This window comes from Enterococcus sp. AZ156 (assembly GCF_051714165.1).
GTDB lineage: Bacteria > Bacillota > Bacilli > Lactobacillales > Enterococcaceae > Enterococcus_B > Enterococcus_B pernyi.
The window spans coordinates 700,813-721,409 of record NZ_JBIORI010000001.1 but is presented as its reverse complement, the minus strand read 5'-3'; the positions used below and the strand labels follow the sequence as shown (position 1 = coordinate 721,409).

At 39.2% G+C, this 20,597-nt stretch carries 16 protein-coding genes and 1 pseudogene; 3 read left to right on the top strand and 14 right to left on the bottom strand.

Annotated elements, in window-relative coordinates; all coding sequences use genetic code 11:
• Positions 1 to 64: 64 nt before the first annotated feature.
• A complete protein-coding gene (locus IGJ95_RS03480; protein WP_438761457.1) occupies positions 65 to 1,714 on the bottom strand; it encodes a hypothetical protein in 1,650 nt (549 codons plus the stop codon).
• 368 nt (positions 1,715 to 2,082) lie between these two features.
• Here IGJ95_RS03480 and IGJ95_RS03475 point away from each other — a divergent pair.
• Positions 2,083 to 2,586 (top strand): annotated as a pseudogene (locus tag IGJ95_RS03475) (transposase); the annotation flags it as partial.
• A 307-nt stretch (positions 2,587 to 2,893) separates the two neighbouring features.
• On the opposite strand, the gene IGJ95_RS03470 reads toward IGJ95_RS03475, so the two are convergent.
• Genes IGJ95_RS03470 through opp3b form a run of 5 tightly spaced genes read right to left on the bottom strand, consistent with a single transcriptional unit; the run spans position 2,894 to position 7,915 of the window.
• Positions 2,894 to 3,901 (bottom strand): RNA-guided endonuclease TnpB family protein, encoded by a 1,008-nt coding sequence (locus IGJ95_RS03470; protein WP_153830483.1) that lies wholly within the window; start codon positions 3,899 to 3,901, stop codon positions 2,894 to 2,896.
• Positions 3,902 to 3,913: 12 nt separating this feature from the next.
• A complete protein-coding gene (locus IGJ95_RS03465; RefSeq protein WP_438761455.1) occupies positions 3,914 to 4,867 on the bottom strand; it encodes an ABC transporter ATP-binding protein in 954 nt (317 codons plus the stop codon).
• Positions 4,842 to 5,924 carry an ABC transporter ATP-binding protein gene (locus IGJ95_RS03460; RefSeq protein WP_019722498.1) on the bottom strand — a complete coding sequence of 361 codons (1,083 nt, stop codon included), beginning with the start codon at positions 5,922 to 5,924 and terminating at the stop codon, positions 4,842 to 4,844. Before IGJ95_RS03460 ends, IGJ95_RS03465 begins: the two co-directional genes overlap by 26 nt.
• Positions 5,925 to 5,929: 5 nt before the next feature.
• On the bottom strand, positions 5,930 to 6,973 hold the full coding sequence (locus tag IGJ95_RS03455) for an ABC transporter permease (RefSeq protein WP_019722499.1): 1,044 nt from the start codon (positions 6,971 to 6,973) through the stop codon (positions 5,930 to 5,932).
• Positions 6,974 to 7,915 carry an oligopeptide ABC transporter permease gene (opp3b, locus tag IGJ95_RS03450; RefSeq protein ID WP_019722500.1) on the bottom strand — a complete coding sequence of 314 codons (942 nt, stop codon included), beginning with the start codon at positions 7,913 to 7,915 and terminating at the stop codon, positions 6,974 to 6,976.
• Positions 7,916 to 7,995: 80 nt separating this feature from the next.
• Between opp3b and IGJ95_RS03445 the strand changes: the two genes are divergently transcribed.
• Positions 7,996 to 8,340 (top strand): DUF3899 domain-containing protein, encoded by a 345-nt coding sequence (locus IGJ95_RS03445; protein ID WP_010736155.1) that lies wholly within the window; start codon positions 7,996 to 7,998, stop codon positions 8,338 to 8,340.
• 92 nt (positions 8,341 to 8,432) lie between these two features.
• On the opposite strand, the gene IGJ95_RS03440 is transcribed toward IGJ95_RS03445, so the two are convergent.
• The 6 genes from IGJ95_RS03440 to IGJ95_RS03415 all read right to left on the bottom strand — a co-directional run bounded on the left by IGJ95_RS03440 (position 8,433) and on the right by IGJ95_RS03415 (position 16,012).
• Positions 8,433 to 10,100 carry a peptide ABC transporter substrate-binding protein gene (locus tag IGJ95_RS03440; protein WP_010736156.1) on the bottom strand — a complete coding sequence of 556 codons (1,668 nt, stop codon included), beginning with the start codon at positions 10,098 to 10,100 and terminating at the stop codon, positions 8,433 to 8,435.
• A gap of 332 nt (positions 10,101 to 10,432) precedes the next feature.
• Positions 10,433 to 10,975: an aminoglycoside N-acetyltransferase AAC(6')-Ii gene (gene aac(6'), locus IGJ95_RS03435; protein WP_153830481.1), complete on the bottom strand. Its 543-nt coding sequence runs from the start codon at positions 10,973 to 10,975 to the stop codon at positions 10,433 to 10,435.
• An 85-nt stretch (positions 10,976 to 11,060) separates the two neighbouring features.
• A complete protein-coding gene (rlmN, locus tag IGJ95_RS03430) occupies positions 11,061 to 12,134 on the bottom strand; it encodes a 23S rRNA (adenine(2503)-C(2))-methyltransferase RlmN (RefSeq protein ID WP_010736158.1) in 1,074 nt (357 codons plus the stop codon).
• 120 nt (positions 12,135 to 12,254) lie between these two features.
• Complete coding sequence (locus IGJ95_RS03425) at positions 12,255 to 12,668, bottom strand: hypothetical protein (protein ID WP_010736159.1); 414 nt, start codon at positions 12,666 to 12,668, stop codon at positions 12,255 to 12,257.
• A gap of 15 nt (positions 12,669 to 12,683) precedes the next feature.
• Entirely contained in the window at positions 12,684 to 13,094 is a 411-nt protein-coding gene (locus tag IGJ95_RS03420; RefSeq protein WP_051377631.1) for a hypothetical protein, read from the bottom strand.
• A gap of 479 nt (positions 13,095 to 13,573) precedes the next feature.
• Positions 13,574 to 16,012 (bottom strand): DNA translocase FtsK, encoded by a 2,439-nt coding sequence (locus IGJ95_RS03415; RefSeq protein ID WP_153830480.1) that lies wholly within the window; start codon positions 16,010 to 16,012, stop codon positions 13,574 to 13,576.
• A gap of 512 nt (positions 16,013 to 16,524) precedes the next feature.
• Between IGJ95_RS03415 and IGJ95_RS03410 the strand changes: the two genes are divergently transcribed.
• Positions 16,525 to 17,979, top strand: coding sequence for a metallophosphoesterase (locus IGJ95_RS03410; RefSeq protein WP_226076707.1), 1,455 nt, complete (start codon positions 16,525 to 16,527; stop codon positions 17,977 to 17,979).
• Between the two features lie 136 nt (positions 17,980 to 18,115).
• Here the strand turns inward: IGJ95_RS03410 and IGJ95_RS03405 are convergent, their stop codons facing one another.
• Both IGJ95_RS03405 and IGJ95_RS03400 read right to left on the bottom strand, forming a co-directional pair.
• Entirely contained in the window at positions 18,116 to 19,561 is a 1,446-nt protein-coding gene (locus tag IGJ95_RS03405) for a glycoside hydrolase family 1 protein (RefSeq protein ID WP_153830479.1), read from the bottom strand.
• A 205-nt stretch (positions 19,562 to 19,766) separates the two neighbouring features.
• Positions 19,767 to 20,579 (bottom strand): amino acid ABC transporter substrate-binding protein, encoded by an 813-nt coding sequence (locus tag IGJ95_RS03400; RefSeq protein WP_010736164.1) that lies wholly within the window; start codon positions 20,577 to 20,579, stop codon positions 19,767 to 19,769.
• Positions 20,580 to 20,597 lie beyond the last annotated feature (18 nt).

Genomic DNA, 20,597 nt, shown 5'->3' with positions numbered 1-20,597 from the left:
TATTTTTTTGGTTTTCTGTCCTTGTGGGGTGGGGCGTACTGGTTCCTTCTGGTTGTTTAGTCGTTTACACAACAAGATTTAAAGCCACAGATTGGTTGTCCTTCACTGTTTCACAGATCCATGTCCCGACCGTTAGACCGGCTTGTTCCTCTGAAATCACTGTCTCTTCGCTCATTTCCAAGATCAGTTTTGCAATTTGTTTAACTTTCACCATATCCAACGTTGGTGGCGCTGCACCTTCAAGAAGTACCCACTCACCGACTGTCTCCATTAATTCCTCAGCATTTTCTTGACAAGCAATTCCTTTTTCCGTGAAAAAATGAGTCAGCTTTTTATTTATGTCCTCTTTTTGTTCCTTATTCCACATTGGAAGAGGTGTTTCCTGTTCTTCTTGAATTATTTCCTTTGCTGGGTCAGCTCTATTTTCACGCAAAAATGCTTGGATTTTTTCATTGATCTCTTGCTCTTGGGTGGTGTCAAATTCTCCAGCTGTTGTCACATTTAATCCAAGTACTTCCGTAGGAATAGCTGTCGCATTCACCGAACTGTCTTCGAGAGTTGTTTCAGTGCTAACAGGAAGGGGCATTGCTTCCACCCCAAATGTTGGGAAAATATCAAAGCTCCCTACTTTTTCACAAAAATCTTCTACTAGATCCCAAAGTTGCGTGAAGAAACTCACTTTTTCAGGAGATAGTACAGATTCACCTTCTGGTGGTGTGCCTGTCACTTCCTCTGAAGCTGTTTCCTGAGGATCCTGCGCCTGTTTTTCCTCCCTTGATTTTTTTGGTGAAATCTTGGATGGATGCGAGTCTTTCGTGGAGTACACATTCATCGGTATCTGTTGATCCTTTTCTAAATGGAAATCACTAGATAGCTCTTCCTCATAATCTATCGAAAAAGTACGCAACAATAAATTCACAAACTGCGACAGCACTGACCCACCACTTGTGTCTTTTTGTTCTTGGGTGTAGCTCGTATTCTCGTATTGGTGAAAGATCTGGTAAAATCGCTCCGTTAATCCCTTCCAAAACGTGGCTGGGATTGGTCTATGTACATTCGTTGGGGCATATGTTGTGCTATTATATTTGGTTTCAAAGGTGGTTCGGATGGCTTCACTTAGTTTTTGAGCCGACTCTTGTGCAGAAAAATAAGGAAAATCTTGAGTTTTTGAATCATTCTTATGGTGAGAAGAGTGTGTAGAATTCTCCCTCTCTTGTTTCTTTTGCTCATTTTGCGCATTCGATCGAGTAATCGCTTCTTGGCAAATAGTGGTCAATCTCGTTTGTTCCACACTTGTTCCTGTGACGATCCATGTGTTTACCTGATCTGTCCTTCTCGTGGTGGTACAATTGATCAGTTGATGAATCTTATGCCTCCGTCGGTACAAAGAAAGACTTCGTTCATGCACCATCTTCGCGAGATCAACGTACGGTGATAGATCCATGGATGTCGTATTAGCAAACGTCTGATTGTCATAAGAAAGTTTGTCTGTATCCGAATGGGATATCGCATGGTTTGGATTCAAGGAATGGATTCGAGCACGATTGATGGTGGAGGTGGAAACAAAGGAGTGAATCCTTGCCTGATTCCCCTCTCTTCTCACGTCAACTCGTGTAGTGACTTCAAATGCTGGCGAGTCTTTTTTTATAACCGGATGTTGTTCGGGAGGATCTACTGGCCGAAAATTTTGAAAAATAGTGGCTAGATAAACCAATCCAGTAAATGTCCATATACCATTGCGTATCAGCGTTTGCCCCCTGTGATTGGCTAGATAGGTTAAAATCTTTTGGTCCGTTCCTGGCGGATGTTCATCATTCCGTTTGTTGTAATTATTTCCAATTTTTTCTCTATGAGCATCTTCTGGTACTTTGGCATCTCTTTCACTCCTCGTTAATTAATAAGATAGATAGTTTATTTATATGTAGTCAACAAAAAGCACCTCCTAATCACTCTTTTTTGTATCATATAATACAAACTTCAAAAAATACACTAAAAAAGAAAACTCAGACTACAGTTTTTTTATTACAATTAAAAAAAAACGTTCGCTTTTTGAGGAGGAATGTATAATGCTGTCCAAACAATCAAATGAATGAGCAACGTAAAGTAGAACAGAAAAGCCATGCAGAAAAACTGAAAAAGAACTGGCGCTTTCTGCTAAAAAATCGTGCAAACATTAACCACTATGAATATAAAACATGGAAAAGTTTCCGAGCACCTAAATATCCATTTCTTACTGAAGCAATGATGATTGATCGATTGCTTAGCTTTTCCACGCCCCTAAAGGAGGCGTATCCCGTTTTCCATGAATTAGTTGAAGCTTTTCGAGACAAAGATCCTGACTTGCTTTTCTCCTTATTGGCAGAACTTCCCGAAACATTAGATGAAGGATTTCGTGAGAAACTTCAAAACCTTCTGATCTACGAAGAAGGCATCGGCAATGCGATGATTTATCCTTACTCCAATGGAAAAATAGAAGCAAAGAATACCCACATAAAAACAATGAAACGAGTATCCTACGGATTTAAATCATTTGAGAATATGAAAATTAGAATCTTTTTGACCAATCAATTAATCAAAGTTAGATAACACAAAATCTGAATCAGAATGAGGTTTGTTCTGACCCAGATTTAGTTTTTCGCAATTCATCAGTCCTTATTGACAAAGAGCCCATATCTTTTATTATACAAAAATAGACAAAAGTATTAGTCTACACTCTTAGTAAAGAGGAAACTGATGCTTTTGTCTACAGTCTGAAAGGAGAAGAGCATTCATGCTCTTCTCCTCTTTTTTGGTTTGTCATAATTAGTGAGCTTCTCTGAAAGAAATTCCTAGAAACAAAAACAATAGATGTTTTTTATTAGCAAGGCGAACCCTGGCGCCCCTACCAGTTTTTTTATTCAAAAAGGACTTGCTTCCCGATTTCAACTAATTCCAGACTCTTTTTATTTGTGGAAGGATTTGTTTGTTCTTTCATATCGATCAATACTAACTTTTTGCTATACCATTGCGATTTATATTGGAGCTTTGCTAATAGCTTATGCCAGTCTTGGATAGAAAAATCACCTTTCGGACAATCTGCTGAAATCGATTCGACAAACAAATAATCATAATGATGGATCACTGTTCCTGAAATTTGTTCTAAATAGTCTTCTCGTTGAAATTTTTGTTTTAAATAAAGGTCTTTGATTTTCCTTTTTTGCTTTTGATAATTTTTTACTCTTTCAACGTGTGTTCGTCGATGCTGTGCTGATCGTCCTTTGATCACAAGCTTTCTCTTTGCCCGTAGGAGTTGTTGATCAACTTGTTTGAATTTAGGAATCGTGATGTCAAGCGGTGTAGACATCTCCACTAGACGATCTGGATCATAGGCAATCCCGATCCATTTATTTGACGCTCTCATCGTCTTTTGGGGAACTTCACAGAGCAAGGAGACATAAAAGATCTCGTTGTATCGAGATGAGATCGTTGCTGAACGAATCGTTCCTTCAATCGGGCGATGGGCATGGATGCGAATTTTCTCTTTTAGCTTTGGCAATTTGAGGTATGTTTCTTCTAAATAGATTGTTCCTTTTTGATTATTCGTCGTATACGACTGCCAAATACTTTTTTTATTTTTTAGTTTGGGGAAGCTTGCGCGTCCTTTAAAATAATTACGAAATGCACGATCCAAGTTTAATTGGGCATTCGCTAAGGCTAAACTATCGACTTCCTTTAAAAACGGATATTGCTTTTTTAAAGAAGCTGGTGTCAGCGTATAATCGATCGCTTGTGTTTCTAAATAATACGCCTGTCTGGCTTTTAATAAATGATTGTAAGTAAAACGCACACAACCAAATGTTTGGATCAACCACTGTTTTTGTGAATCAGTGGGATAGATTCGAAATTTAAAGGCTTTTAGCATCGGCTTCTCCCCCTAGTTTGCGACTAGCAAGGCTTCTTTCTGCCGTTTTAATTTTTTCGCATAATAAGCAACTTCTTGTTCTGTTGCATATACAAAATGTTCAGGAGCAATTTCTCTTAACGTGCGGATTTGTCCATCATCTGGTTCAGGTTGATACTTGATCCGGCGACGTTGGCGTTCATGATCAGGGTCAGGCAATGGGATCGCTGATAGTAAGCTTTCCGTATATGGGTGCACTCCATGATTATAGATTTCTTCACTGGTTCCCATCTCAAGCAACAAGCCATTGTGCATCACACCAATACGGTCACTGATATGTTTCACCATGGATAGATCGTGCGCGATAAACAAGTAAGTCAATCCTTGCTCTTTTTGTAAATCTTGTAAAAGATTGACCACTTGGGCTTGGATCGATACGTCTAAAGCAGAGATTGGTTCATCACAAATGATAAACTTCGGATTGACTGCTAATGCTCGTGCAATCCCGATCCGTTGGCGTTGTCCCCCTGAAAATTCATGAGGATAGCGTGTGCCATGGCTGGGATTTAAGCCAACTGTTTTTAGTAACTCGTTGACTTTTTCTGCACGTTCTTCGGGTGATTTAGCTAGTCCGTTGACATCGATTCCTTCTGCAATGATATCTCGTACTTTCATTCTTGGATTTAATGAAGCATATGGATCTTGGAAAATCATTTGGACTTCATGACGAAACTTTGTCATGGCTTGTTTGCCTTTTAATTTCGTCACATCTTGCCCATCAAATAAGATCTCGCCACCCGTTGGTTCATTCAAACGGATGATCGTTCGACCTGTGGTTGACTTTCCACTACCAGATTCGCCAACTAAGCCGAATGTTTCTCCTTCATAGATGTGAAAACTGATATCATTCACCGCATGGACTTCATTTTTCTTTCCTACATTAAAATACTGTCTTAAGCATTTAACCTCGAGCAGTTTTTTGTTCATTGTTCAATCCCCCTTGGCCATGTGCTTTTTGCTTTTCTTGAAAAATCGCCCAGCGCCGTTGAATCTCTTCTGGCGGTGTCACTTTTGGAGCTTGTGGGGCTAATAGCCAAGTAGCTGCTTGGTGTGTTGGTGATAGTTCGAAAAACGGTGGTGCTTGTTCCGCATCGATTTTCAATGCAAATTCATTTCGTGGATAGAAGGCATCACCTTTTGGCGGATTCAATAAATCCGGTGGAGAACCTGGGATTGCATATAAGCGGTCATTGCCACTTTCCAATGTAGGCATAGAGCCAAGTAAGCCCCATGTATACGGATGCTGTGGATTGTAAAAAATCTCTTCAGATGTCCCCACTTCAATGATTTTTCCACCGTACATCACTGCTACTCGATCAGCGACATTCGCTACGACACCAAGATCATGGGTGATAAAAATGATCGACGTGTCGATTTTTGATTGGATTTTTTTCAACAACTCTAAAATCTGTGCTTGGATCGTCACATCTAAGGCTGTCGTTGGTTCATCTGCAATCAAGATTTCTGGGTAACAAATCAACGCGATCGCGATCACGATCCGTTGCCGTTGTCCCCCTGAAAATTGATGAGGATAGCTATGGATGCGTTTCTCAGCTTCCGGGATTCCTACAAGATTCAATAATTCTAAAGCGGCTTTTTGCCCCTCTTTTTTCGATACTTTATTATGCTTACGTAAAGATTCTGCTACTTGTTTACCAATCGTCATCGTTGGATCTAATGAAGTCATCGGATCTTGGAAGATCATCGCAATTTCTTTCCCACGAATCTTTTGCATTTCTTTTTCTGTTTTATCAACAATGTTTTGTCCTTTGAATAAAATCTCACCAGAATCGATCGATGCGTTACTTGACAGTAAACGCATGATACTTCTAGTCGTTACAGATTTCCCACTACCGGATTCGCCAACGATTGCCAATGTTTCACCTTTGTTCAAATGAAAATCGACGCCTCGGATTGCTTGGACTTTTCCAGCATAGGTATCAAAGGAGATTTGTAAGTTCTTCACTTCAAGAATTTTCGTCATCGTACTCACTCTTTCATTTTAGGATCAAAGGCATCACGTAAGCCATCTGCTAATAAGTTGAAACCAATCATGATCACCGATAAAGTTGCTGCCGGTATCCATAATAGGTACGGCAAGTATAAGAATGTTTTGTATCCATCACTCAACATCGTTCCCAATGAAGCAGAAGGTGGTGTCAAGCCTAGGCCGATGAAACTTAAGAAAGCTTCGAAGAAAATCGCTGATGGGATACTGAACATCATTTGGATGATGATCACACTCGAAATATTTGGCAAGATATGCTTGAAGGCGATCTTCCATTTGGATTCACCTAATGTCATTCCTGCTAACACATACTCTTGGTCTTTTAATTTCAATGTTTGCGCCCTGACGATCCGAGCCATCGGAATCCAGTTCGTGATCGCCATCGCTGCCACGATCGAGAAGATCCCTGGTTCAAAGACGACTAACATCAAAATCATCACGACTAAGTTAGGAATACCAGATAAGACCTCTAAGAAACGTTGCATCGCATTGTCCACACGACCACCTAACAAACCAGAGATCAAACCATAGGCAACACCGATCGTTACATCTAGTAACGCAGCAATGAAGGCAATCAGTAGAGAGATACGTGTTCCCATGAACAAACGACTTAACACATCACGACCTAGACCATCTGTTCCTAAAAAGTAGTTCACGTCTGCGGGAACATTTGCTTGCGCATATTTATCGACTAACTCACCAGCAACCATTGCTTTTCCGTTTAGTCCGTCGATATTGATACCAGGAATACGTGGTGGTAAGTTGATGTAATCGACATTTTGAGCGGTTGGATCATGGGGTGAAACGAAAATCGTGATGATCGAGATAAAGATGATCACGATCAGTAATCCCATAGAAATAACTGCCGCTTTGTTTTTCTTCAATCGACGCCAAGAATCCTGGATAAAATTCAGTGAAGGAGCTTCGATTTTTTCACGTTCTTCTTCTGTGTTTTTTTGTAACGGTAAAAATTCATCTGCAGGAATTTCTGCAATTGTTTCGTAGCGTTTTGGTATCAGTTCCATCTAGCTTCGACTCCCTTCAGAAACTCGGATTCTCGGATCAACTAGTCCGTACAATAGATCCACGACTAAAATAACTAAGATCAACATAAATGAATACAAGATCGTGACAGCCATGATCGTTGGATAGTCATTTGTTGTGATCGACTTAACGAATTGCTCACCGATCCCCGGAATAGCAAAGATATTTTCAACAACTAATGAACCAGTCATCAAAGCGACTGCTAATGGGCCTAACAAGGTCATCAACGGGATCAAACTATTACGTAGACCATGTTTGAAGGCAATTTCCCAACGACTCAAGCCTTTTGCTCGAGCCAATTCAACATAATCACTATGCAAGACTTCGACCATTTCTGTTCGGATGAATCTGGCAGAGTCGGCTAATGGCGACATGGCTAGTGCAATCGTTGGTAAGATCGTATACATGAACCCATCCCATTTTGCGATCGGTAATACACGAAATTGGATGGCAAAAATGTATTGTAACAATACAGCAAAAACAAAGTTAGGGATAGAACGTCCTAAGATCGCGACTAATGTAGAAGACGTATCGACCCATGTATTTTGTTTCATTGCTGAGATTGTTCCTAGGATCGTTCCAAAGAAAGTTCCGAAAATGATTGCTTGTAGACCAAGCTGTAATGAAGGTCCTACTCGTCCTGCTAATAAGTTAGCAACTGGTTGGTTTTTGAATTGGAAAGAGATACCAAAATCTCCTTGGATCAAATTAGAAAGATAGATCCCATATTGAACGATGACTGGTTTATCCAAACCAACTTGTTTGTTCAACATCTCAATTGTTTCAGGACTTAAACGTTCCTGGTTTGTGTAAGGTGTACCAGGCAATAATTGCATCAAAAAGAATGTGATGGTTGCAATCAACCAAAGTGTGATGACCATAAAGAAGACACGTTTTAATACATATTTTATATAACTATTCACGAATGTTTCCCCCTAGCTTTTGACTTCTGATCAATGTTTCGCTACATTATTTAATGAACCAATGATAAAGGAGCAAAAAAATGAAAAAAAAATATCGTCCTTATTTGTTTGCCGGTTTAGTGATCGTCCTCGTGTTACTTAAAAATGCTTTGACTGATCAGTTGACCCTTCTTCAATTATCCAATGATTTATTTTTATGTGCGTTGCCGTTTTTGATTATCGGCGGATTTTTATGGGTGTTCTCCTCAGGTTTCTTTGATCACTTTCAACGTTCGTTTCACTTAGCACGAACGAGAAACCGGAAGGAAAAACCAGAATTTACTTCCCTATCTTCGGTCAGCTACGGTATGTATACCTTTTGGCTGATCATCGCTGGAATTTTGCTTGTGTTTTCGATTGTCTTTGCGCTCATCTCACTTGTCTAAATGAACGGCCAAAAGAATAACTAGGATCAGAAAATTGAGAGGTCTGGGATTTGTAATACATCCCAGACACTCTTTTTTCTTTTTAGGACAGTTTATTCTTCAATATATGTCCATTTGTAATCCCATGATGCGCCAGCAGCATGATGAACGATACCTTTGACTTTTGGATTAACTAAATGACCTTCAGCTTTTTGATAAACTGGTGCGACACCCATATCTTCAGCGATGATTTTATTCGCTTCTTGTAAGTCAGCCCAACGCGCTTGTTCGTCACCAGCATCTTTAGAAGCAGATGCTTCAACGGCTTTGTCATAGTCCGCATTTGACCATTGTCCACGGTTGTAAGAATTGCCTGTTACAAATAAGTCAGTAAAGCTACTTGGGTCAGCATAGTCTGCGCCCCAGCCACCTAATACTGTATCGAAATCACCAGATGATGAACGATCCAAACGAACAGAGAATGGTACTGGTGTAGGTTTTACTTTCACACCGTCAAGGTTTTCTTGGATAGAGTTTTGGATATATTCGATCACTTTTTTCGTTGAGTCATCATCTGATGCCATCAATTCAAATTCTAATGAGTCGATTCCTAATTCACTCTTCGCTTTTTCCCAATATTCTTTTGCTTTGTCTTGATCATATGATACTAATTCGCCGGCTTCTGCTGCAAAATCTTCATTTGTTTCAGGATTCTTAGTCATGTCAGCAGGAATCAAGCCTGTTGAAACAACTGAACCATCACCCATGACTTGTTTCACTAATGCTTCACGGTTGATTGAATAAGAAATGGCTTTTCTTAAGTTCACATTTTTGAATGGTGAATCATCTTCTCTTTGATTGAACTCGATATAACTTGTACGTGCTTCTTTAACTGACGTATAAGCTGGATCATTCGCATTTTGTTGTGCTAACTCACCTGATAAGATGACATCATCTGCTTGTCCATCTTTGAATAGATTCAATGCAGTAGAAGATTCTTTTACAACACTGACTTTTATTTCTGATAATTTAACTGCATCTTTATCCCAGTACTCTTCGTTTTTCTTGTACGTCCATTCTGTATCAGTACCTGGTCCATCAAAATCAGCTAAAGTAAATGGTCCGTTGTATACTGCGTTGTCACTTGATGATGCGTACGCATCTCCATGTTCTTCAACCACTGCTTGACTTTGTGGGAAGAATGAAGGGAAAGCAAGTAAGTATTGGAAGTATGGTGTTTGTTTGGCTAATTTGATTTCCAATTCATAATCGCCAACTGCTTTGATGCCTAATTCTGATTTGTCTTTGTCGCCTGCTGTGATTGCTTCAGCATTTTCAACTGGTGCAAAAAGATACGCATATTCTGATGCCGTCGCTGGATCTACCGTACGTTGCCAACCGTAAACATAATCAGCTGCAGTGACAGGCTCCCCATTTGACCATTTTGCGTCTTCACGCAATTTGACTTTATAAGTCAATCCATCTTCACTAACTTCAGCCAATTCACTTGCACCGGCTGGTTGAGGTTTACTATCTTCATCTAAACGATAGATTCCTTCATACACATTATTTAGTGCAGTAAAACTGATTGTATCTGTTGCAACCGATAGGTCGGCTGACGGCATTTCTTGAGGTACTACTAAGTTGAAGACGCCTCCTCCATCTGCTGATCCACTGCTTGAAGAACCACTACCACTTGTATCTGCACTGCTGCCACCATAACAACCAGCAAGTACAAGCCCACATAAGGCCACAACACCAAAAGTTAAATTCTTTTTCATCTTCCGTACCCCTTTATCGAAATTTTCAGAATAATTAGTATTTTCTGAGTTGTTTATGAGTTTAATGAATAATTATTAAAATTGCAACAGTTTTTTTCGCTTTTTCTAAAAAATAATGACTTTTCCATGAACGTTTTATTATTTTTTTCTGAAAAAATGAGATAAATCAAGGATTTTTATCTAATCCTCTTTCGAATAAAATAATCATAAAAAAATGGTCGTTATAAGAACGTTTGATATGAATGTTCGGTTTTTGCTACAAAAAAGAGCCTCCACACTAGGGGAGGCTCGCATGTTTTATTCGATTTTAAAAAATCATTTTGGTGCTTCATTCATTGATTTATTTCTCCAAGTCGTTTTGCCAGAATGATATCTGGTTGATTGAGCCCATTTGCATCAGGAATCGCTCCAACGACTTGATAGCCCATTTTTTCATAAAATGTATAAGGATGCTTGTTGAAAGTTTCGATTGATTTCATTTTATCTAACGGATGATCAAAAAGATCCGTATGACTAAGACTCGTGTCCCCATCCGTATCATCTGTTCCTAAATAAACCATCACACCACCTTTAGAAGCGATTTCTTTCTCCACATAAGCAACTAAGCGGCTACCGATATACTGCTTTCGATAAGAAGTTTCTACTACTAGAGGGTGAATTTCCCAACCAGTCATTCCATACTGCGGAATCGCACCGATAAAACCAACCAAACGATCTTGTTCCACCGCTGAGACAGCGATTCGATCCATCGCCAGCAGTTGCTCGACTTCTTTCATTGGTTGTTCACCGTAATCCTTCGGCCAAGTCAATCGCAAAAGGTCAGCTAGCTGATCCTTCAAACCGATATTTCTACGATCAAATTCACTGATGATCATCCTATTCCCCTCCATTCCAATTTCAGCCTATTCTATCAGCCAAACGGGAAAAAGAGAAGGAAAGAAAACTTAACTTTAAGAATATTTATTTTGCTACAGTTTTTTCTTTTTTCATTTGTTTGCTACGCAATTGCCCACAAGCTGCATCAATATCTGTCCCATGCTCTTTGCGAATCACACAATTGATGCCGTTCTTTTTCAACACATCATAAAATTTCAATACATCCGCTTTTGGACTTCTTGAATATTGATCATGTTCACTTACTGGGTTGTAAGGAATCAAATTGACATAAGTTAATTTTTTCTTGTCTTTCAACAGATCAGCAAGTTGTTGCGCATGTTCTGGCCGATCATTTACTTGATTCAGCATGATGTACTCAAACGTGATCCGGCGATTAGTTTTCTCCAAGTACTCATCCACTGCTTCCATCAATTTTTCGATTGGAAAACGGCGATTAATGCGCATCATGGACGTACGGACTTCATTATTTGGTGCATGTAATGAAATTGCTAAGTTGACTTGTAATCCATTTTCAGCAAACTCTTTGATTTTATTTGCCAACCCACTAGTTGACACTGTGATGTGACGAGCACCGATTGCTAAACCTTTGGCATCATTGATGATATGCAAGAAATCCATGACATTGTCATAATTGTCGAACGGTTCACCGATCCCCATCACCACGACATGGGATACTCGTTCCCCCAGTTGACGTTCATCAAAGTAATGTTGGACCATCATGATCTGAGCCACGATCTCACCCGCAGTTAAGTCTCGGTTTTTCGTTAATAAACCACTGGCACAAAAAGTACAGCCAATATTACATCCGACTTGTGTAGTTACACACACAGATAAGCCATATTCTTGTCTCATCAACACCGTTTCGATCATATTTTTATCTGGCAACTCAAACAAGTATTTGACTGTCCCATCACTTGCCTCTTGCACGATCACTTGTTTCAATGGATTGATCTCAAAATTTTCTGATAGTTTTTCAATCAAACTTTTTGAAAGATTCGTCATTTCTTCAAAGCTTGTGACACGCTTTTGATAGAGCCATTCCCATACTTGTGAGGCACGGAATTTCTTTTCACCATGTTCTAAAAACCAAGCAGTCAATTCTTTATTTGTTAAACCATAAATGGATTGTTTTTCCACGATTATTCCCTCTTTTTTTCAAAGTATCGCTACATACTATAACTGATTCCCTTTATTAATGCAATAGTTCACAAAAGAAACTAAATAATCGTTAAAAACTTGTACTAAATCTTATTTAGGTCATGCATGGGTATCATGCCACTCATCGTATTCTTCTACTGATTTTTCTGGATCTATAATCATCCATTTAATAAAGATAAGCCCTAAAATCAACAAGGTTGCTGGAATGATCAAGAAAAAACTGAATAGTAGTGGGGAACCATAACCAATAGCAGAAATGATCAACCCGACTGTTTTTTTAGAATCTACTGCTTTTGAAAGCAATAAATATAAGCTCAAAGTGAAGCCGATCACGCAAATCATACTTAGGATCGACCAAAAAATAATTCCATAAAAATTCCCCCATAGACGTGTCACATAGACGAGAGGAACCAGACCTGACTGCTCTGCTACTCGGTTAAAGAAACCAAAAAGATAAATCACTGTTTGAACGATATTCAATATAAAAATAGTTTTGATCATTTTTTGATGCATATTGTTTTCTCCTTTCTAGTAGTAATAACCATCATAAATGTAAGGATCATAGTTATAAGAATCCCGGATAAAAGAATCACGAATATACCATAAGCTAGAAAGAATGAATACGACGAAAACAAGATATAAGAGGATAATCACAATTTGAATAATAAACATCGCTATGCCAGCTCTACTCCAAGTTTTTTGGACTTGTTTGAATGTTTCAACATCCGTATAGTTTCCATCTCTCCATGCCCCTTCATTGCCTTTGAATCCGCAAATAAACACCCAAACAAAATTGAATAGTGGAATCAGACACAGTAATGGAAGATACGTTTTGTTCCCAATTCCCCAGATGATGTTAAGAGAGAAGGCGCCCCAATTCCATTTTTTGATTTCTTCCGGTACTTCCTGATTGCCCCTTTGAAACTCAGAATTTGCCAAGCCGACTCGGGGTTCATCACGCGTTGCTTTTTTTGTGTGACTCGTTGGTTGTATCGGTTCTTCGATCGGTTCTTCGATCGGTTTTTCGATTGGTTCTTCGGTTGCATCTACACCGGCATCCGCATCCAGTTCTTTGACTGGTTCTTCGATTGGTTCTTTGGCTCGTTCTTTAGGTTGTTCGTTGACTGGTTTTCCAGTCGCTTCATCCCTTGTTTCTGTTAATTGTTCATTCGTGATTTTTTCGGAAACTTCATTCGTTACTTGATCAATCTTTTTCATTGTCTCATCGTTCATTCAGTGAATCTCCTTTCATCTAAAAAAACTATTGTGACTTTACGCCTATCATTTTTTAACATGAATGATTTTATAATAGTCGTGTTGTTACTACCTGTTTTTTTTCACAAAAAATATTTTTATGGACTAAACGCAAAATAAAAGCAAAAAATCAATTCGATAAGAAAAGATTTCTTGCTTTCATTTTATATGTCCTGATTTTCAGATAATGGTTGCTCCATTGACTCTTCCACTTGTTCAATAAAAACTTTTCGAGGCTTACTGCCTTCTGAAGGGCCTACGACGCCGTGAGCTTCTAATTCATCGACTAAACGAGCTGCCCGATTGTAGCCGATTCTAAAACGACGTTGCAACAGAGAAATACTAGCGGTTTGCATTTCGATAACTAATGCTTTTGCCTCTTCAAATAGTTCATCTTGAGGTTGTTCAGCTGAACCAGCTGATTCAACTTCATCCGTTGGCATCATTTTTTCTTCGTAATTGGCTTCTTGTTGATCGGTGACAAAGTTAACCACACGTTCCACTTCATGGTCTGAAATGAAGGCGCCTTGAACACGGATCGGTTTGTTCTCTCCCATTGGTAAGAAGAGCATGTCCCCTCGTCCTAAGAGCTTTTCCGCCCCATTAGAATCAATGATCGTTCGTGAGTCTGTTCCGCTGGAAACAGCAAACGCCATTCGTGAAGGTACATTGGCTTTGATGATCCCGGTGATAACATCCACACTTGGGCGTTGTGTCGCTAAGATCATATGGATACCTGCGGCACGAGCCATTTGCGCTAAACGGATGATCGCATCTTCGACTTCGTTGCTTGCAACCATCATCAGATCCGCTAATTCATCAACAATGACAACGATAAATGGTAAGGTCGGATGTTTGGTTCCATTTTCTAGATTTTTTTGTTGGACAAATTCATTGTACCCAGAGATATTTCTCACACCAGTTGCAGCAAACTTCTCATAACGTTCTTCCATTTCCTGAACGACTTTTTGCAATGCTTGTGCTGCTTTTCTAGGATTGGTCACAACTGGCGTCAACAAATGCGGGATACCATTATACATATTCAACTCAACCATTTTCGGGTCGATCATCATCAGTTTGACTTCATGAGGTTTTGCTCGCATCAAGATACTTGTGATGATGCCGTTGATCGCTACTGACTTCCCACTACCAGTCGATCCGGCAACGAGCAAGTGAGGCATTTTCGATAAATCGGCCGTTTGGACACGACCCGAAACATCTCGTCCTAGAGGTACTTCCAATAGCTTGTCTGGATGATCCGGTTGGGCTTCGATGATCTCTCTAAACGAAACCATACTGATCTTGCTATTCGGCACTTCGATCCCAATCAGTGATTTCCCAGGGATCGGTGCTTCCATACGAACATCTTTTGCGGCTAAAGCTAAGGCAATATCATCAGTCAAACTAACGATTTTACTTACTTTTACTCCGACAGCTGGTTGGATCTCAAACTTCGTCACAGATGGGCCTAAACTTGCTTTGACGACTTTCGCATCGACACCAAAACTTTGGAAAGTTTGTTCTAACACGCCAATGTTCTTTTCAATTTTCTTGTACTCATCACTTTGATCCACGGTTTGCGCTGAGTCTAATAAATCGATTGAAGGTAGCTCGTATGCTTGATTTTCTTCTTCTGCTTCGATCTCAAATTCTAATGCAGTGCCATCATCTTCAAATAACTCATCTTCGGAAGACTCTTGTACTTGGCTCATCTCATCCTGTTTAGGACGTTCCATAACAGGAGGTTGGACATTTCCTTGGAAACTGTCAATCGGCACAAAACTTAATTGTTCAGGTTCACTTTCTTCATAAATAGGAGAAGTTTCCTTTTGTACCTGATTCTTTTGACGAGTGGCTCGCTTTTGTTCTATTTCCGCAGCTTCAGCTTCGGCTGCTTCTTTCGCAGCAAGACGTTTTGCTTCCTTCGCTTCTGCTCGTTGTTTTTGCCGCTCTTCTTTCGCAGCTTGTTTACGTGCCTGCTTTTCTGGATCGCCTTCTAACAGTTCTTGGAATCTATCTCCCATGACTTGTAAGGCATTCAATAATTGATGACCCTCAACATTACTGAATAATACTGCTCCGCCAATAATCAATAAAACAGCTACGAAATAACTTCCCGGTTGAGCAATCAAAAAGAATGTCAGATTATAAATAAATGCACCTAACATACCGCCACCGACATTCGTGGTGATTTGGCTTTGACGAATATCTCCCGATAGTAGATCCCAAGTCGTTCCAATGATATTGGGTTCTCCGCTGTTCAATTTTCCAAAAAGATTGGCATGTAAAAAGAGTAAGATACCTAAATAAAACAGACCGACTCCCAGCCAACGACGACTCTTACCCATCGTGAATTCTCTATTTTTGACCATGATCCAAAATCCTAAAACTGCTAATAATACACAGAGGATCTGATACGTATTTCCAGCGACTATGCGAAAGCCATTCGCCACTAAAATGCCTAAAAAGCCTAATTTCAAAAACCCAAAGACGGCAAATAGTATAAAAGCAAAGCCAACACCGATCGCAATCATTTGCTCCTGCTGCTGTTTTTGTTTTTTAGTTTTTCTCTTCTTCTTAGCAGGACGTTTTTTCTTTGCCATGATATATCCCTCTTTTCATCAAGTTCCATTATACAAAAAAAAGCAAGCGAACAAAAGTTTTGTTTGCCCGATTGCTGATTTTCTTTTTATCTGATTCTTCAAAACTCTTCCTACGATCCTCGCCACCCCTTTTGCCTCCATGGTCTTCGCTCTTTCGTTGAGGTGAGGATAGAAATTCTTTTATGTCTTTGTAAGAAGAATTATTTGTTGCAACACCACACACTATGAACAGTACCTATTATAGGAAGATATACTTTTTTTAAAACAATCAACTTTAAAGGAGGTTACGAAAATATAGGAAATCACACCACTTTTTGTTTTGTCATAACACTCACAAGAATCAAAAAAGCCTTCGAGTGTAGAATTTCAAAATAAAAGTGAAACAAACTTTAAAAAATAAATTAATATAAGAGAATGGAGTAGAAATGAAATTTGAAAAGCGTACTAAAATATTAATAAATAAAATGATCAAAAGCATTACTTTGAGTGCGAGTATTCTAGTAGGTACAATTATGGTTGGCACTACGGCATTCGCAGACATCGACTATTCGTTTGTAGTTACCTCTGATCCTCAATTTCCATGGACAGCAAAAACAGATGATGGTATTTATCAATCAGATAGCGATCTCAGAGCGGAGTCCGCTGCGTTAATTTTAAATCAGTATGACAGTATCAATGATTATTCAACAAGCATCGGCAATAAAGTAATACATACCTATGTCAATGGGGATGTCACTGCTTACGGTCAAGGCTCTCAGTGGAGTCGTATGGATCAATTATTCAGTAGACTAAAAATGCCTTATTCTTATGGCCTAGGAAACCACGATATTGAAAATAATTTCGAGGATACTTTCCTCAACCAAGCTTGGCGGATAACCTTTAACAGAATGCATACCTATAGACCTCATAATTGGATTTCAAAAGATACTTGGAAAGAAGATTACTTTTTTGAATCTAAGCATGTTGGTAGCCTAAACTATTCACAAAAAATTGGGGATTTTAGAATGATCACAGCCAACAATTATCCCACGATGCATCTTTCTTGCTCTGAAGGGCCTGGTCCTACTTATTGGTTAACACCTGGGATGGACTATATCGAGAGACAGTTAGAAGAAGCAAGAAGTGCAAACCAACCGGCTATTCTTTATATACATAAACCAAATGATTGGAAATTGGGAAGTGATCCCCAAGGAAGATTCAAGGCAATGGTAGAAAAATATTATGATAATGGAACGTTGCGAGCCGTTTTTGCAGGGCATTATCACAAAACAATCGGTAAGGTTTCTTACCCACAGTATTTTGGCAAAGTCCCAGTTTATTCTTCTGGCAGTGCTTCTCAAAAAACTTACTTAACTGCAGAAGTCGATCATTCAAAAAATGAGATGAAAATCTATCGAGTGATTGGGAATGTTTGGGAAAAGAAACAACTCATTGATACAATTGCTATAAATTCGAAAGGACTCACTGCTGTGAATGATGACAGAGACTACCAACAGCAAAAAGAATTGGCTAATAGGGTAGGTAATTCTTATCACATCATTAATTCTCTTAATAATAGTAGAGCGTTAGATGATTCAGCAAGTAGTGATGATGTCATCTATTTTAATGAACATAGGAATACGAACCAACAATGGAGATTTGTATTCTATGAGGCTAACAATTCCTTTGTCATCCATAATCGAGCAAATAATTTTTCAATGTATGAATCAGATAGTAAATGGAATGGCTTCTCTATTGTACGCACTGGGGTTTTAAATGCTTCAGATAAACGGGCACAATGGCGAGTAGTAAGCGCAGGAAATGCCTATGGAACCATTCCTTTGTACAAGTTCAGAAACGTTCGAAGCGGAAAACTACTCACACTAAATTCGTATAGTGGGAAATTGACGGATGCCGCAATCGGCGCAACATTATTGACTGCACCTGATTTTGGTGTAACGGTGCTTCAACAATTTATGTTAGACTAGTGATCAACAGAAATTCTAGGTGATGTAAAAGCTAAAAGACAAACAAAAAAAGGAACAAAAGATGAGCAGTACCTCCTCTTTTGTTCCTTTTTTTAAATTGTGCCATCCACTTTAGTACGTATTATTCGTGCAATATTTATTGGTTCCCAATATTCGCGCCATTCTCACGAATTACTTGTTGGTACCAGTAATAGCTATCTTTTTTGTAGCGATCAAGTGATCCTTCTTGTGTTTCATCCTGATCTACATAAACGAAGCCATAGCGTTTTTGGTAGCCATTTAACCAGCTCAGCAAGTCTGTGTAAGACCATGTGCAATAGCCCAAGACTTCTGCACCATCTGAAATAGCTTCTTTGATGGCTTTGACATGACTTTTCAAGTAGTTGATACGGTAGTCATCATGGATTTTTTTATCTTCTGTCAATTTGTCATATTCACCTAAACCGTTTTCCGTGATCAACACAGGGATACGGTAGCGACTCGTGATTCGTCGCAAAGCAATACGTAAACCTTCTGGATCGATTTCCCAATCCCAATTTGTACGTTCGACAAATGGATTTTCTACTTTTTTGTACATGCCAGGCACGCCTGTTTCTTCTGATGAGCCTTTTTTACCTGTAGTATTCATCTTACCAGCGCCGACACCATCTAATGGATTAAAGGCATTCGTTGCTGTTTGGTAGTAGTTGATGCCTAAAAAGTCAGGTTTCGCAGATGCTAGTAGCTCCTCATCGCCTTCTTCAATCGTTGGCGCCCACCCTTGTTCTTCCAAGAATTTCATCGCAGCGATTGGATATTTGCCCCACATATAAACATCCATCCAATAATGTGCCATCAAATCTTCCGCATTTTCAGCAGCCAAAATGTTCTTTGGATCACTGTCGATCGGATAGTTTGGCGTATACGCAAAACTTGGTCCGATTTTCCCAGGCATATCCATTTCATGGAACTCATTGATCACTGCTGCATTAGCTAAGTTGGCAATGTGGTTCACTTGGTACATTCGTTTTGGATCAGTCACTCCTGGAGGATGTACCGCTAATAAATAACCGAGTGAAGTAAAAATATTTTGTTCGTTCAAACTAACCCAATAGTGGACTTTGCCACGAAATGCTTCGAATAATGTTTTTGCATAGTTCGTAAAATCTTCGATGATCTGACGAGATTCCCATCCTTGGTATTCATCTTGCAATGCTTGTGGCAGATCCCAATGATACAAAGTCAACATTGGTTCAATGTCGTGTTTGATCAATTCATCAATCAAATCCATATAGAAAGCTAAACCTTCTTGATTGATCTCGCCGCGGCCATTTGGAAAAATACGTGTCCAAGCTACAGAGAAGCGATACGTTTTCAAACCTTGTTCTTTCATCAAGGCAATGTCTTCTTTATAACGATGGTAGTGATCTACTGCTAGGTCACCATTTGTTCCTTTAAATGTCTTACCTGGAATACGAACAAAGCGATCCCATACAGACTCACCTTTTCCGCCTTCTTGCCATGCACCTTCTACTTGATAGGCAGCTGAAGCAGATCCCCAAAGAAAATCATCAGGAAATGCCGTTAATTTTTGGTGTTCCATGAACATCTTCCTTTCCTAGTTCAATCTTTACCTCTTTAGAATAACACGAAACCCTTTTCATTACCAAGTAGATTTTTGACATTTCTAAATAAAAGTCTAGTCATTTAAAAAATAAGTCCAAAACAAACAAAAAAAGCGGAGCAGCAGATGCTGTTCCACTATTTTGACTTCCCCTATGATTCGATCCTTCATGTCATCCTGTCACCTATTCTGGTGTGACATCTTCACCAAACCACTTCTCTGAGATCTTTTTAAATTTTCCGTTTTCAACCAATTCGGCTATGCCATCATTGACTTTTTCCACAAGTATTTCGTCATTTTTTCGCGCACCGACAGCAAAATCTTCTCCATCAAAGTCCCCTTTGATCACATTGAAATTGTCTAATTCGTCTCGTATGTTCAAAAAATACTCGGCATAGACTTTGTCGATCAACACACCATCTGTACGGCCACTTTTCAAATCGATCAATGCTTCATTAAAGCTTGCATACAAAACTGCCTCTTGATTTTTCACATAGTCTTTGAGTATTTCTGGATGTCTGACAAACATATCATAACCAGAAGAACCGTTTTGTGCGCCTAAGATTTTGTCTTGCATTTGTTCAAAGCTTGTAATACCAGAAGTTTTTGGTGTGATCAACACTTGATCATTTTTCATATATGGTTTTGTAAACAAGACTTTTTCTTCACGTTCTGGCGTTTTTGAATACCCGTTCCAGATCAAATCAATTGTTCCGTTGTTTAATTCGAACTCCTTCATTGACCAGTCAATTGGTTGGAACTCAACAGTAATGCCATATTCATCAAAGACAGCTTTCGCTAACTCAATATCAAATCCTGTCAGTTTACCATCTTTATCACGAAAACCCATTGGTACAAAGCTGTCGTCTAGTCCTACGATAATCTTTTTTTCTTCATTGATTCTTGACCAGCTTTCTGTCGCTGTCCGCTCATTCGTGCAGCCAGTTAAAAAGAAAAAACCAATCAAAGATAAAATCAAAAAGCTGAATTTTTTCATTTTCTCCCCACCGCTTTC